This window comes from Paenibacillus tianjinensis (assembly GCF_017086365.1).
Taxonomy (GTDB): domain Bacteria; phylum Bacillota; class Bacilli; order Paenibacillales; family Paenibacillaceae; genus Paenibacillus_AQ; species Paenibacillus_AQ tianjinensis.
In genome coordinates, this window is the sequence record NZ_CP070969.1 from 49,958 (window position 1) to 63,844 (window position 13,887).

14 protein-coding genes are annotated in these 13,887 nt (G+C 50.9%); 13 read left to right on the forward strand and 1 reads right to left on the reverse strand.

What is annotated here, in order from left to right; genetic code table 11:
* The first annotated feature begins 96 nt into the window (after positions 1-96).
* From yabN to JRJ22_RS00265, 7 genes are all read left to right on the forward strand, one after another.
* On the forward strand, positions 97-1,593 hold the full coding sequence (gene yabN / locus JRJ22_RS00235) for a bifunctional methyltransferase/pyrophosphohydrolase YabN (RefSeq protein ID WP_206102644.1): 1,497 nt from the start codon (positions 97-99) through the stop codon (positions 1,591-1,593).
* Positions 1,594-1,927: 334 nt separating this feature from the next.
* A complete protein-coding gene (locus tag JRJ22_RS00240; RefSeq protein WP_054944024.1) occupies positions 1,928-2,200 on the forward strand; it encodes an HU family DNA-binding protein in 273 nt (90 codons plus the stop codon).
* A complete protein-coding gene (locus tag JRJ22_RS00245) occupies positions 2,200-2,478 on the forward strand; it encodes an RNA-binding S4 domain-containing protein (RefSeq protein ID WP_038584395.1) in 279 nt (92 codons plus the stop codon). The genes JRJ22_RS00240 and JRJ22_RS00245 overlap by 1 nt, the downstream gene beginning before the upstream one ends.
* Positions 2,479-2,669: 191 nt before the next feature.
* Positions 2,670-2,954, forward strand: coding sequence for a sporulation protein YabP (gene yabP / locus JRJ22_RS00250; RefSeq protein WP_054944023.1), 285 nt, complete (start codon positions 2,670-2,672; stop codon positions 2,952-2,954).
* A complete protein-coding gene (gene yabQ / locus JRJ22_RS00255; protein ID WP_206102645.1) occupies positions 2,951-3,514 on the forward strand; it encodes a spore cortex biosynthesis protein YabQ in 564 nt (187 codons plus the stop codon). The genes yabP and yabQ overlap by 4 nt, the downstream gene beginning before the upstream one ends.
* A gap of 21 nt (positions 3,515-3,535) precedes the next feature.
* Entirely contained in the window at positions 3,536-3,871 is a 336-nt protein-coding gene (locus tag JRJ22_RS00260) for an FtsB family cell division protein (protein ID WP_054944021.1), read from the forward strand.
* 124 nt (positions 3,872-3,995) lie between these two features.
* Positions 3,996-4,496, forward strand: coding sequence for a S1 domain-containing RNA-binding protein (locus JRJ22_RS00265; RefSeq protein ID WP_206102646.1), 501 nt, complete (start codon positions 3,996-3,998; stop codon positions 4,494-4,496).
* A gap of 15 nt (positions 4,497-4,511) precedes the next feature.
* Here the strand turns inward: JRJ22_RS00265 and JRJ22_RS00270 are convergent, their stop codons facing one another.
* Positions 4,512-4,715, reverse strand: coding sequence for a hypothetical protein (locus JRJ22_RS00270; RefSeq protein ID WP_206102647.1), 204 nt, complete (start codon positions 4,713-4,715; stop codon positions 4,512-4,514).
* 126 nt (positions 4,716-4,841) lie between these two features.
* Here JRJ22_RS00270 and spoIIE point away from each other — a divergent pair, with 126 nt between their 5' ends.
* From spoIIE to ftsH, 6 genes are all read left to right on the forward strand, one after another.
* Positions 4,842-7,352 (forward strand): stage II sporulation protein E, encoded by a 2,511-nt coding sequence (gene spoIIE, locus JRJ22_RS00275; RefSeq protein ID WP_206102648.1) that lies wholly within the window; start codon positions 4,842-4,844, stop codon positions 7,350-7,352.
* A 407-nt stretch (positions 7,353-7,759) separates the two neighbouring features.
* Positions 7,760-8,506 (forward strand): vWA domain-containing protein, encoded by a 747-nt coding sequence (locus JRJ22_RS00280; protein ID WP_206102649.1) that lies wholly within the window; start codon positions 7,760-7,762, stop codon positions 8,504-8,506.
* Positions 8,496-9,434: a protein kinase domain-containing protein gene (locus tag JRJ22_RS00285; protein WP_206102650.1), complete on the forward strand. Its 939-nt coding sequence runs from the start codon at positions 8,496-8,498 to the stop codon at positions 9,432-9,434. The genes JRJ22_RS00280 and JRJ22_RS00285 overlap by 11 nt, the downstream gene beginning before the upstream one ends.
* 82 nt (positions 9,435-9,516) lie before the next feature.
* Complete coding sequence (tilS, locus tag JRJ22_RS00290; protein ID WP_206102651.1) at positions 9,517-10,959, forward strand: tRNA lysidine(34) synthetase TilS; 1,443 nt, start codon at positions 9,517-9,519, stop codon at positions 10,957-10,959.
* Positions 10,960-11,004: 45 nt separating this feature from the next.
* On the forward strand, positions 11,005-11,544 hold the full coding sequence (gene hpt / locus JRJ22_RS00295) for a hypoxanthine phosphoribosyltransferase (protein ID WP_206102652.1): 540 nt from the start codon (positions 11,005-11,007) through the stop codon (positions 11,542-11,544).
* A 110-nt stretch (positions 11,545-11,654) separates the two neighbouring features.
* On the forward strand, positions 11,655-13,709 hold the full coding sequence (gene ftsH, locus JRJ22_RS00300) for an ATP-dependent zinc metalloprotease FtsH (RefSeq protein ID WP_206102653.1): 2,055 nt from the start codon (positions 11,655-11,657) through the stop codon (positions 13,707-13,709).
* The last annotated feature ends 178 nt before the right edge of the window (positions 13,710-13,887 follow it).

Here is a 13,887-nt window from a genome sequence, read left to right on the forward strand (position 1 = left end):
ACAGACAGAGTATGCTGTTAGATATTACTTATAGAGCAAGATAAGCGGCTGCCTGGTGCACAGGCATATACGCTGCCCAAGAAGGAGTGGAACGGCATGAGTGCAACATTAACAGTGGTTGGCCTGGGGTCAGGCAACCCGGACCGGCTGACGCTGGGGATAATCAAGAAACTAAAGGCAGCAGCAACCGTTTACGTACGGACCGCTGAGCATCCGGTGATGGCGGCGCTCAAGGAGCTGGAGATTCATTCACAGTCTTTTGACGGGTTATATGAATCGCTGGACTCCTTTCCGGAGGTATATGAAGCGATTACTTCCAGATTAATCGGAGAAGCGCTGTCCGCGCCGCAGGGTACTGAGATCGTCTATGCTGTTCCGGGCCATCCTATGGTCGCAGAGTCGGCGGTATCCCTCCTGCGCCAGCGCTGCCCGGAAGCGGGCATTGAGCTGCAGATTCTCGGCGGGGAGAGCTTCCTGGATGAGGCATTTGTACGCCTCGGCTTCGATCCGATTGAAGGCTTTCAGCTGCTGGATGCCTCCGGGATCCGCAGCTCCCAGCTGCAGCCGGAGCTGCATACCCTGATTGGCCAGGTCTATGACAGCTTTACAGCATCGGAAACGAAGCTGTGTCTGATGGAGCTATACCCGCCGGAGTACGAAGTGATCGTGGGCCATGCGCTTGGAGTAGAACAGGAGGAGCGTATTCTCCGGGTGCCGCTGTATGAGCTGGACCGGCTGGACGGGTATGGCAACCTCTCGCTGGTCTATGTCCCGGCGAACCGTTCGGAGGATGCGCGTAAACGCACCTTTGCCCGCCTTCATGAAATTGTGGACACCTTAAGAAGCCCGGAGGGCTGTCCTTGGGACCGTGAGCAGACGCATGAATCGCTGCGTAAGAATCTGATCGAGGAAACCTATGAGGTGCTGGAAACGATCGATGAGGACGATCCGGACCATATGAAGGAAGAGCTGGGGGATCTGCTGCTGCAGATCATGCTTCATTCCCAGATGGAAGAGGAGCTGGGCACTTTCAGTGTCTATGATGTGATTGAAGGATTGAATGACAAGCTGATCTTCCGTCATCCGCATGTGTTTGGCGGCCAAAACGCTGCAGATGCCGAAGAAGCGCTGAAAAACTGGGAAGGCATGAAAGCTGAAGAGAAGCGGCTGAAAGGTATAAAGCCTGAAGCAGAGTCGGCGCTTAGCGGTGTTCCCCGCGATCTGCCTGCACTCATGAAAGCCTACAAGCTGCAGAAGAAGGCATCCAAAGTGGGCTTCGATTGGGATAATACAACCGACGTTCTGGCCAAAATCCGCGAGGAAGTCGATGAGCTTCAGGAAGCGATTGAGACCGGCGCAACGGCTGAAGAACAGATGCTGGAGCTTGGCGATCTGCTGTTCGCAGCGACCAACATTGCCCGCTTCATCGGAGCGGACCCGGAGGAGGCACTGACCCGCACTAACCGCAAGTTTGTGTCGCGTTTTGCTTACATCGAGCAGCAATTGCTGAACCGGGGTTCAAGTGTGAAGGAGAGCAGCCTGGAGGTTATGGAGCAATTATGGCAGGAAGCGAAGGCGGAGGAGCGGAAATAACCCGGCTGAACCGGGTAAAACTCTCAATACCCGCCTGTCCGGGCTGCTTCGGAGAATGGTATATTTTCCTGAATATTGCCGTATAGGTGCGACAAGAAGCGGCAATGCTGTGAATGAGGCTTAATTCCCTGGTTTCAAATGCAGTGAGCGGTTTATAATGTAGTAGTGCTTTGAGCCTGGAAAACTACTATATTTTTAAAAAAAAGGTCGTTGTGGCAGGATTTCAGAGCGGCATCAAGAATATCATAAAGACGAAATGACGATTTGCGCCAGATTCTGGCAGCATGGATCGCATTTCATTTATTTTTTCGTATCCTAGGAGGAACTTCAAATTATGAACAAGACAGATCTGGTAAACAACATTTCCGAAAAAAGCGGATTGGCCAAAAAAGATGTAGAAGCGGTACTGAACGGCGTACTTAGCGAAATTACAGAAGCTTTGTCCAAAGGGGATAAAGTGCAGCTGATTGGCTTCGGTACTTTTGAAACCCGCAAACGTTCCGGCCGTACCGGCCGCAACCCGCAATCGGGCACACCTATTGAAATCCCTGAATCGACTGTACCGGCCTTCAAGGCTGGCAACAAGCTCAAAGAAGCCGTTAACTAATGCGTTTGGACAAGTTTTTGAAAGTGTCCCGGCTGATAAAGCGCCGCACTGTGGCCAAGGATGTGTCCGAACAAGGCCGGGTGCTGATTAACGGGAAAGAATCCAAACCAAGCAGCACAGTAAAAATCGGTGACGAGATTACGGTGCAATTTGGTCAAAAGCTCGTAACGGTCAAAGTGGAGAAGCTGGTTGAAACCACCCGCAAGGATGAAGCAGCCGGTATGTACACACTGCTCCGTGAAGAGCCTGTTGCCAAGAGCAGCGGTCTTGACTGGTAAGAGCTAATAGCTGAACAGAATAAAGAGCGCGGGCTTTACGATTAGGTAAAGTCTGCGCTCTTTTTATACTTTTTCTTGATCCTGTGCATTTTGCGTAATGACTTTGAGGTATGGTCTTAAATTGTATTTCCCTGTGTTCTATAACCCTTCTGATCACCATAGATTAGAATCAAGAAGGAGGGGTACATGCTATGATCGAGCCAGTCAAAGTCAACAAACAGCACGATCTGCACATGCGCAGCCGCAAGCAATTGGAACTTACAGGCGTGCAGAATGTAGAGAGCTTCGACAGCGAGGAGTTTCTGCTTCGGACAGAACTTGGCCATCTCACCATTCGCGGGAATCATTTACATATCAAAAATCTAAGCCTCGAGAACGGTATTCTGTCCCTGGAAGGCAATGTCCATTCCCTGATTTATCTCGATCCCGGATCGCAGGGGAAAAACAAGGGCATACTCGGCAAGCTGTTTAAATGAACCCCGCGGTTCAATGGATGACCCTGCTCTATATGATGCTGGCCGGCACAGCTATGGGATTGACCTATGACAGCTACCGGGTGCTGTCGCTGAAGCTAAGCTTTCCCAAATGGCTGAATGCGCTGCTGGATCTGCTCTATTGGGTATGGGCGGCCCTGCTTGTCTTTCGAATGCTGTATGCCGGAAATCAGGGGCAATTGAGGTTTTATGTCTTTTTAGGCCTCTTCTTAGGCGTATGGATCTATTTTTTGATCTTCAGTGTTACGGTGCGGCGTTTTGTGGTAATGTTAATTCAGTCGGTACAGTACACATGCAGACTACTATGGAGAATATTGGAAACCTTAATAGGTGTACCGCTGCTCTGGCTATGGCGCCTTCTAATAGGGACGCTGCTGCTGCTAGGCCGTATCCTGTTATTTATCCTGAAGCTGCTTTTGCGTCTAACGAAGCCAATTTGGGTACTTCCAGTAAGGTGGATCTCTCCGTATTTGTCCCGGCTCTATCATTCCGCCTGGATTACGAGATCTATTGAATGGATAAACGCATGGCGGAAACGCTGACCTTTAATGGGGGTACGACGTATGAGCAGATTATCTGCGGAAGACAAGGGAAATCTAAGCGAAGCTTTGACCGCAGGCGCAAAGAGAAGAAAATTCATCTGGCTCCTCGTGATGGCTGTGTTTTTTGGCTGGTCCGGCTACATTTTCTTTGACCAAAGCGCTTCAATTGCGGACAAGAAAGAGGTGCTTGCCAAGAAGCAGGCAAGTAATGAGAATGTTACGGCCTCTCTCAATCAGCTGAAATACGAAGTGTCGAGGCTAAATGAAGATGAGTATATCGGCCAATTGGCGCGGAAATGGTACAATATGTATCTCCCGGGAGAACTGCCAATTCGTACGGAGCAATCAGGGCAATAAAGCAGGCCAAATAAGGCTTTCGCTGTGTTGCCTTGCTTTGCTCTTTACTGTATAATCAAATCACCGCAGACAGGATGGACTTTATATTCGTCTGTATATTTTTAAGGGAGGATCATTTTATTCTATGGCAATTGAAGTGGGCACCAAGTTAGAGGGCAAGGTGACAGGCATCACGCATTTCGGAGCATTTGTGGATCTGTCAGGAGGTGTCACAGGTCTCGTTCACATTTCGGAAATCGCCGATAACTACGTCAAGGATGTTAACGATCATTTAAAGATTGGTGATGTAGTAACCGTCAAGGTGATCAATGTTGACAAGGACGGCAAGATCGGGCTTTCCATTAAGCAGGCTGTAGATAAGCCGGCATCGGAAGTACGTCCCCCTAGAGCTCCAAGACCAGAACGTCCAAGCGGCGGAGACCGTTTCGGCGGCGGTGGCGGCAGTGGAGGCGGCGGCGGTGGTTACAATCGTGAACGGGGTGGGCGTCCATTCAAGCCTGCAGCCGGTAAACCTTCATTCGAGGATAAAATGTCACGCTTCCTGAAAGACAGCGAAGAACGGATATCTTCGATCAAGAAGAACACAGAAGGAAAGCGCGGCGGCCGTGGGGCTAAGCGCGTATAATTCAATACTTGTACATCATAAATAACCGCAGGGGCAATCGCCCCTTGCGGTTTTTTTGTCGCTGGTACACAAATTGCCGACAGCATCCTTGCCAATCTCACATAACTCCAAGGCAATCGCTGACGAATGTCTGCGGTAGCGCTTTCCGATCTTCGGGAGGAGCGCAATCTTAAAGTCTATCAATCCGCTGACCCGTATGGGATAGTCCTGAATTTCCATAAAATGTCGGCGCAGGCTTTTTTGTCGGAAATTTCTTGAGCGCTGCTCTCTGTTTCTGACAAACTTTAATAGAACCGCCCGCTTATAATGAGAACCATAAATTCTCAAACGGGTGGTGCAAAGGAAATGAATAAAAGCAATGTGGTGAATTTGCCGGAGTGGGCCAAAGCAGGAAGCAAGGACAAGGCGCAGAAGCAAGAAGCCTGGAGTATGCGGTTTAAGAACTGGGGGTTGAAGCAGCCGCTTTTCCAGCTTATCACAGTCAAGAAATGGATGCTGCTGCTGAGTCTTATGGGCTTTCTGTTGGGACGGGCCATGATTTTGGACGAACTGTCACCCTTTGCTGCAGCTTACTTTGCAGTCATTGTGTTTATGCGGAGAGACTCTATGCTGCCCGTGGCCGCGGCTATCGTTCTTGGCAGTCTGTTCACTCCATTTCCTGGTGCTATTGTAGTTGCATCTGAACTGATTATTTTTTTCCTGATCTATAAAGGACTTGAGAATTTTCAGCGCGTAGACCTCTCTTATGCACCGCTGATGGTATTCGTATCCTCGTTTATGGTCGGCCTGTTCCGGGTGGTGATTGGGCCGTCCATCGCCTGGTATCCGCTGATGATGTCCGTCATTGATGCACTCCTCGGGTTTGTGCTGACGCTAGTGTTCTTGCAGGCGCTTCCGCTCTTTACGTTTAAGCAGAAAAGCCGGGCGCTGCGCAGTGATGAGATCCTATGTCTGATCATTCTGCTCGCTTCCGTAATGACCGGTCTTGTAGGCTGGACCGTAGACGGATTGTCGCTCGAACATATATTATCCCGTTACCTCATTTTGCTGTTTGCGCTGGCCGGCGGTGCTCCACTCGGCGCTGCCGTTGGGGTAGTGACAGGTCTAATTCTCAGTCTCGCCGATATCGGGGCCATCTACCAGATGAGCCTGCTGGCCTTCTCCGGCATGCTGGCCGGTATGATGCAGTCCGGGCGCAAAGGGGCGGTATCCATGGGAATGCTGCTCGGATCAACTATTCTGTCCGTTTATTTTCTCGGTCCGGGTGATGTAATGGCCTCAACCTGGGAGACCAGTGCGGCTGTGCTGTTGTTTCTTCTCACACCTAAAGGCATTATTTCTGCCATTGCCAAATATGTACCGGGCACTGCCGATCACAGCCGGTCGCAGCATGAATATGCCCGTAGAGTAAGAGATATTACGGCAGACCGGGTTACGCAGTTTTCTCAAGTATTCCAACAGCTGTCCAGCAGCTTCGGCCAAATTCCCCGGGCCGGGGAAGCGGGGAAGACGGATCGTGAAATGGAGAATTTCATGAGCACCGTAACCGAAGGCGCCTGCGCCGGCTGCATCCGCCGGACCCACTGCTGGGATGCCAAGTTCTATCAGACCTATAGATACATGACAGATATGATGACTACGGTAGAAGAGTGTCCGGATATAACAGCCGCCCAGCTTCCTCCAGAGTGGAACCGGATTTGCGGCAAGACGGCCGAGGTGCTGGAGGTCATGAAGGGCCAATATGATCTTTACCAGCATGATATGCGCTGGAAAAGACAAATATACGACAGCCGCCAATTTGTTGCTGAGCAATTATCCGGCGTCTCCCAGGTTATGGAGGATCTGGCTAAAGAGATTAAACGTGAGGGACAAGCTATGTACCGGCAGGAAAGCCAGATCCGTGAAGCATTGGAGAAGCTGGGACTGTCCATTCACAGCATTGAGATTCTAAGTCTTGATCCCGGACGGGTAGAGATTGAGGTAGTCCATGCCTATACACGGGGATTTGATGAATGCCGTAAAATGATCGCGCCGCTGCTCTCTGACATTCTGGAGGAGAACATTGCCGTCGTCAGTGAAACGGCAGTCCATCCGTGTGAGGGATTGTCCATGGTCACGTTCGGCTCGGCGAAAGCTTATGAAGTGAGCACAGGTGTGGCCGGAGCGGCTAAGGGAGGAGATTTGCTCTCCGGCGACAGCTTCAGCACGGTAGAGCTGGGCAATGGCACCTTTGCTGTATCGATAAGCGACGGGATGGGCAACGGCGAACGTGCACGGATGGAGAGCAGCGCTGCGCTGTCGATGCTGGAGAAGCTCCTGCAATCGGGAATGGATGAGAAGCTGGCCGTGAAATCTGTCAATTCTATTCTGTTGCTGCGTTCACCGGATGAATTCTATGCGACGGTGGATATGGCGCTGATAGACCAGTATTCGGCGCAGACGACCTTTATGAAGATTGCTTCTGCACCAAGCTTTATCCGCCGGGGCAGCGAGGTCATTCCTATTACTTCAAGCAATCTGCCCATCGGGATTATAAAAGATATTGAAGTCGACCTGATCAGCATGCAGCTGCGCCCGGGCGATATTCTTATTATGATGACCGATGGTATTTATGATGCGCCCGGATATGCCGTTAATAAAGAGATATGGATGAAACGGCTGATTCAGGAGCTTGAAGGCGATGATCCGCAGGATATGGCCGACGAGCTGCTGGATAAGGTAATCCGCTATCAGGGCAATGAGATACATGATGACATGACCATTGTTGTCACCCGCCTTGATCATTTCCATCCGGAGTGGTCCAGCCTGCATATGCCCGGTATCGGCCGGATGGAGCGTCCGCGCACCGTAAGCTAATAAGATTTGGTGAGGTAATCTATCATTAAAATGATGAATAATCCGAGCCTCAGCAAATTTAGGCGATTCATTCACTAGACTCGCCCAGTCCTGCGCCGCCCTGTTTCAAAAGCCGCTGGTTCAGCGGCGTACTCATAGAGTTCAAAACAAGTGAACTGACGGAACGGAGAGGAATTTTGGAGCTGTAGAAGCGTTAGCGTTCGCCTTTGTTCTCCGATTTCAACCGCGATGGACGGTTCAATTAAAGAAATCGGAGGACAACAGCGATCGGAAGCCCAAAAGTTCCTCGCAGTTCCCCTATGTTCACTCTAATAGTTTTTATATGAATTTTCCGCCAAAGCGGCGTTTGAAATCTCTCAACCTTGGATATGCTAGAAACAGAACAAGGCAAAGGGGAGTGAACAGGTATGAGACAGATCTTGCTCATTACTGACGGATGTTCGAACGTGGGGGAAAGTCCGGTGATGGCTGCGGCGCATGCCCGGCAGGAGGGAATCACCGTAAATGTCGTTGGCGTAGTAGATTACGGGACGATCGGGGAGCTCGGGAGCCGGGAGATTGCGGATATCGCCAAAGCCGGCGGCGGACTCAGCCGGATCGTCGGTACGCCGCAGCTGGCGCAGACGATGCAGATGATGACCCGGAAAACCGTGGTTCAGACGATTCAGCAGGCGGTTAATAAAGAGGTAAAAAAAATACTCGGTGAAGGCTCGCTGGAAGAGCTTCCTCCACTTAAACGTTCGCAGGTCGTTACTGTGGTAGATGAGCTTACGGAGACCACACCGCTTCGCATTGCACTACTCATAGATGCAAGTGCAAGCATGAAGCCTAAGCTGGGTGCAGTTGAGGAGGCAATCCGTGATTTGGCGCTTAGCCTGGAGGCGCGGGAAGGACGCAGCGAGCTTGCCGTGTTCCATTTTCCCGGACGTTCCAGCAGCGAGGATGCCATGCTCGATATGGATTGGAGCAGCGATGTATCCGAAGTCCGCTCCCTGTTCAGCAGGCTGAAGATGAGGGGAGCTACACCGACAGGACCGGCGATTTTCAAGGTGCTTGAGCATTACCGTTATGATAAACTGGATGAACACCGTGACCGCTACGTCAGCGAGGACCAGGGTGAACGAGAAGGGATGATTGGTGGGTATGTCGTCTAATCCACCCTATCCGGTAGGCACCGTAATTTCAGGCAAATGGCGGGGGAACCGCTATGTTGTCGAGCGGCTGCTGGGAAAAGGGGCGAACGGAACCGTATATCTCGTGCAAAGAGAAGGCAGACGGGAGAAGTATGCGCTCAAGGTCGGAAACGACACGCTTGAACTGCAGTCTGAAATTAATGTGCTGACTTCTCTTCAATCCTGCCGTAAGCGCAGTGAGTACCGGGCACGCCGTGAATCTCCGCTCTCCTCTTATCTGCTGGAATCGGATGACTTTAAAGGCGGCAACAATGAGCCGTTTTACGTCATGCGTTATGTGGAGGGACGGCCGCTGCATCTTTTTTTGGCCAAAAACGGTGCCTCCTGGCTGGGGCTGGTCGGACTGAAGCTGCTGGAGAAACTGCAACTGCTGCACGAATGCGGTTTTGTGTTTGGGGACCTGAAGCCGGAGAACGTGATGGTATCGGATTACGGGGAAGCCGAGCTGATTGATTATGGCGGTGCGAGCCCTATGGGACGCAGTGTCAAGCAATTTACCGAATGGCATGACCGCGGGTTCTGGAACGCTGGGAGCCGAACGGGTGATGAGAGCTACGACCTCTTTTCCTTTGCCGTGCTGTGCCTTCGCCTGCTTGATGAGGACGGGCTGAAGGCTTGTGCCCAGCAGCTTCCGCAGACCCGGAGCGTGGATGAGCTGACCAGACTGGCCAAAAATCTGCCGGACAAAAAGCTCTCCTCCTGGCTGTGTCTGGCGCTGAAGGGTGGATTTACCGGATCGGCGGCGGCAGCGGCAGCGTGGAAGCATCATATCTATAATCAGCGTAAACCTGCTAAGGAAGTCATGGCAACTCCTCGCTGGCTGAAGAATGCCTTTGCACTTTCTTTGTTTGTGCTGGCCTTTACAATTTACTGGGTGCTCCGTTTTTGACATTATACATATTACATACGATCCAGGGCCAAATATGCCGCTCAGAGCTCTTGTATTTAACAGGCAGGAAAGGAAGCCGCAGATGGAGCAAATGAATGAACTCGTGCAGTACGTAATGGAGTCCGCGGCCGAGCATGAGCTGTGGGCACCCCATGACACCATTGTAGTCGCAGTTTCCGGAGGACCGGACTCTGTGGCTCTTTTGCGTATTTTGCATGAAATATCCGTGAACCGGACACACCTAAATCTGATATGCGCCCATGTGAACCATGGCTTTAGAGCAGAGTCGCAGGAGGAGGCTGAATTTGTCCGCGCGCTGGCGGATGAGCTGGGTATACCCTTTGAGCTGGCTGAATTCGATATTCCCTCTATTGTGAAGAAAAGCGGTCTGGGACCGGAGGGGGCAGCGCGGGAGAAACGTTATCAGTTTCTGATTGAAACAGCTAAGCGGCACGGGGCGCGCGCCGTCGCACTGGCTCATCATGCCGATGATCAGGCGGAGACGGTGCTGATGCGGCTGCTGCGCGGCAGCGGTCCTTCGGGACTGGCCGGGATGCGCTGGAAAAGAACCGAAAAAAAGGTGGAACTCATCCGCCCCTTTCTGCGTATTAACAAAACAGCTCTTATCGGGCTGTGTCAGAGTGAAGGGTTTGCTTATGCCATGGATGCCAGTAATCTGCTTATGAAATATAAGCGGAATGCGGTTCGGCTGGAGGTGCTGCCGATGCTGGAGAAGTATAACCCCAAAGTAAAGCAGTCGCTTCTGCAGCTGTCCGAAATTGCCGGAGCGGAAGATGAATTTATGGAGGCGAATGCGTTAAAATGCTTCGAAGAGCTAGTTTTGTTCGAGCATGGAAAATACACCTTTAAGAGAGCTTCATTTGCGGCCGTGCCCTCCGCTTTACAACGGCGTTTGATTAAACTAATATTAAATTATCTGTCGGCGGATTCACAAACCTTGGATTTTTCCAAGATCGAAGCAGTACGCCGGGGGACGCTGCAGGAACATCCCACCGTATGGAGTCTGGATTTGGGTGGGGGGCTGATTTGTGTGCGGCAATACGATACCATTTTGTTCTCGTCCAAGCCTCCGCAGCAGCAGGTTAGCTATACATATCGGCTGTCTTTGCCCGACTCCCGCCTTGAGTTATGGGAAATCGGAAAAGCAATGACAATGACGGTGCTGGAGAGGGAAAGTTTTGCTTTACAGGGGGAGGATTCCGGGAAGATGTCAGCCTGGTTTGACAGTGATGAGCTGGTGCTGCCGCTGACCGTCCGTTCCCGATTGCCTGGAGATACCATAAGGGTTATGGGATTAAACGGAAGCAAAAAGGTAAAAGATATTTACATTGATGATAAAATACCTTCTTCCGAACGTTCTAGAATTCCCCTCGTTTGTGATGGTTCGGGCAATATCGTCTGGATTCCGGGCGTAAGACGCTCGATGCATGCCGCAGTAGGGCGGCACACGGCCTCGGTTCTGCTCTTAACTCTGGAAGAACTGGAGAAAAGCAGAGAAACGTAATGGCCGCTGTAAGTCTTTCATAGTATAACTTAGGAGGTTCGCAAGTTGCAGAACGATATTCAGGAAATCTTGATCAGCCAAGAGGAAATTCAACAAAGAATCAGGGAGCTCGGCGCCCAGCTGAGCGAAGAATATGCAGGACGCACGCCTTTAGTGATTTGTGTGCTAAAAGGCGCGTTTATCTTTATGGCAGATTTGGTTAAAGTCATTACAGTACCCGTTGAAATGGACTTTATGGCAGTATCCAGCTACGGTGGTACGACCAAATCATCCGGTATTGTCAAAATCATCAAGGATTTGGACACATCAGTTGAAGGCCGCGATGTTCTGATTGTGGAGGACATTATCGACAGCGGTCTTACGCTCAGCTATTTGATTGACATGCTGCAGGGCCGCAACGCTGCTTCTGTCAAAGTAGTCACCCTGTTCGACAAACCGTCAGGCCGTGCAGTTAATCTTGAAGCCGAATTTACCGGTTTTGTGATTCCTGATGCATTCCTGGTCGGCTACGGACTGGACTATGCCGAGCTATATCGGAACCTCCCTTATGTCGGTGTGCTGAAGCCTGAAATTTATTCCAAATGAACCAATCGACAGCCTTAGATCTACGGATCAGATTCCCGGGCCTGATGTTATTTGAGGACTCCGGGCAGGCTATGGTACAATAACTTGAGCGTTGTGAGAGGAGGTAGGGGATGAATCGGTTCATCCGGAATTCTGGTTTTTATTTGATTTTATTTTTAGTCGTGGTGGGCATTGTCCAGTTTGTCAGCAATGGAAATGAATCCGCCGATTTCCCTAGATACGATGAGTTACGGCAGGAGATCAAAACTAACAATGTGAAGAGCATGACGATTCAGTTTGAAGGTAACGCATTTCTGGTTACCGGTGAATACAAAAATTTGCCGACTGATGCTAAATCGAAAAACTTCTCCACATATGTTCCTCCTACTGATGCAGCCATCAATGAACTCATATCCGCCAGCGATTCCAATGGCGTAGAGTTAACCCAGAAGAAAATGGAAGGCGATAGCATCTGGCTGACATTCCTTTCTTCCATTATTCCGTTGGTGATTATGTTCATCCTGTTCTTCTTCCTGTTCAATAATGCACAGGGCGGCGGCGGTAAAGTGATGAACTTCGGCAAGAGCAAAGCCCGCCTGTACAATGAAGAGAAGAAGAAAATCAGCTTCGAGGATGTTGCTGGTGCTGATGAAGAGAAGCAGGAACTGGTCGAAGTGGTCGAGTTCTTGAAGGATCCGCGTAAGTTCGCTGCAGTAGGTGCCCGTATTCCTAAGGGGGTACTGCTGGTCGGTCCTCCAGGGACTGGTAAAACCTTGCTGGCCCGCGCGGTTGCCGGTGAAGCAGGCGTTCCTTTCTTCAGTATTTCCGGCTCCGACTTTGTAGAAATGTTCGTCGGTGTCGGTGCTTCCCGTGTACGTGACCTATTCGAGAATGCCAAGAAGAATGCTCCATGTATCATCTTTATTGATGAGATTGATGCAGTGGGCCGTCAACGCGGCGCCGGACTCGGCGGCGGACATGATGAACGCGAACAGACGCTCAACCAATTGCTCGTCGAGATGGACGGCTTTGGAGGCAACGAAGGAATTATCATCGTCGCGGCTACTAACCGCGCAGACATACTTGATCCGGCGCTTCTTCGTCCGGGACGTTTTGACCGTCAGATTACGGTTGACCGCCCTGATGTGAAAGGCCGTGAAGCTGTACTGAAGGTTCACTCCCGCAATAAACCGCTTACGAAGGACGTAAGACTTGATGTTATTGCAAAGCGTACTACCGGGTTTACCGGTGCCGATCTGGAGAATTTGCTGAATGAAGCGGCACTCCTCGCTGCCCGCCGTAACCGCAAAGATATCGGCATGCGTGAAGTGGATGAAGCCATCGACCGTGTAATTGTCGGTACCGAGAAGCGCAGCCGAGTAATCAGTGATCGTGAGAAGCGTATTGTCGCTTACCATGAAGCAGGTCATACCATTGCCGGCTACTTCCTAGAACATGCTGATATGGTTCACAAGGTAACGATTATCCCGCGCGGACGCGCAGGCGGATATGTTATCATGCTTCCGAAGGAAGACAGCATGCTTGTTACCAAGAAGGAATTGCTTGATAGGGTAACCGGACTCCTCGGCGGACGTGTTGCCGAAGAAATGTTCATCGGCGAGATTGGTACAGGGGCCTACAGTGACTTTCAGCAGGCAACAAGCATCGTGCGCAGCATGATTATGCAATACGGTATGAGTGATAAGCTGGGACCTATGCAGTTCGGCACCTCCCAAGGCCAGGTATTCCTTGGCCGCGATATCGGACACGAGCAGAACTACAGTGATTCCATTGCCTATGAAATCGATCAGGAAATGCAGAGCATGATCCGCAGCTGCTACGAGCGCTGCCGTGAGCTGCTTACTAAGTATTCTAAGGAAATGCACTTGATTGCTAACACACTCCTTGAGAAGGAAACGCTGGAACTTGATCAGATCAAAGAACTGATTGAGCAAGGGTACCTGACTGAGGATGGCAAACCGGAAGAAGTTTCTGGGGTGACTCATGAAGCTGGGGAGCCAGTCATTGATTCTATCGGTGATGTGCGTGTTCGCATTCAGGGCAAAACCGATGATGATTCAGCTACACTGCCTGATCTGACCAAGGATATCCCGAACAAAACGGATTCCGAGGACGGAAATGATCCGAACGGCGGCAATAAAGACGGCGGCGGAAGCCTGGTCTAAGTTGCATATGACCGAATAAAGAGTATACAGCTCAACCGGAGAACCCAGGGGTTCTCCGGTTTTTTTGTAATTTAAGCATGGATATGCCCGGGGTTCTATGTCTTTGTGCAGCCTATGCAGGGCGCTGCTGCTTGCCTGGTCACATTGACAGGGGGTGGAACGTTGTGTACATTAGTGA

Bases quoted from the DNA above. Each gene is read 5' to 3' on its own strand.
- yabN (WP_206102644.1), top strand. From the start codon at position 97: ATGAGTGCAACATTAACAGTGGTTGGCCTGGGGTCAGGCAACCCGGAC.
- JRJ22_RS00240 (WP_054944024.1), top strand. From the start codon at position 1,928: ATGAACAAGACAGATCTGGTAAACAACATTTCCGAAAAAAGCGGATTG.
- JRJ22_RS00245 (WP_038584395.1), top strand. From the start codon at position 2,200: ATGCGTTTGGACAAGTTTTTGAAAGTGTCCCGGCTGATAAAGCGCCGC.
- yabP (WP_054944023.1), top strand. From the start codon at position 2,670: ATGATCGAGCCAGTCAAAGTCAACAAACAGCACGATCTGCACATGCGC.
- yabQ (WP_206102645.1), top strand. From the start codon at position 2,951: ATGAACCCCGCGGTTCAATGGATGACCCTGCTCTATATGATGCTGGCC.
- JRJ22_RS00260 (WP_054944021.1), top strand. From the start codon at position 3,536: ATGAGCAGATTATCTGCGGAAGACAAGGGAAATCTAAGCGAAGCTTTG.
- JRJ22_RS00265 (WP_206102646.1), top strand. From the start codon at position 3,996: ATGGCAATTGAAGTGGGCACCAAGTTAGAGGGCAAGGTGACAGGCATC.
- JRJ22_RS00270 (WP_206102647.1), bottom strand. From the start codon at position 4,715: ATGGAAATTCAGGACTATCCCATACGGGTCAGCGGATTGATAGACTTT.
- spoIIE (WP_206102648.1), top strand. From the start codon at position 4,842: ATGAATAAAAGCAATGTGGTGAATTTGCCGGAGTGGGCCAAAGCAGGA.
- JRJ22_RS00280 (WP_206102649.1), top strand. From the start codon at position 7,760: ATGAGACAGATCTTGCTCATTACTGACGGATGTTCGAACGTGGGGGAA.
- JRJ22_RS00285 (WP_206102650.1), top strand. From the start codon at position 8,496: ATGTCGTCTAATCCACCCTATCCGGTAGGCACCGTAATTTCAGGCAAA.
- tilS (WP_206102651.1), top strand. From the start codon at position 9,517: ATGGAGCAAATGAATGAACTCGTGCAGTACGTAATGGAGTCCGCGGCC.
- ftsH (WP_206102653.1), top strand. From the start codon at position 11,655: ATGAATCGGTTCATCCGGAATTCTGGTTTTTATTTGATTTTATTTTTA.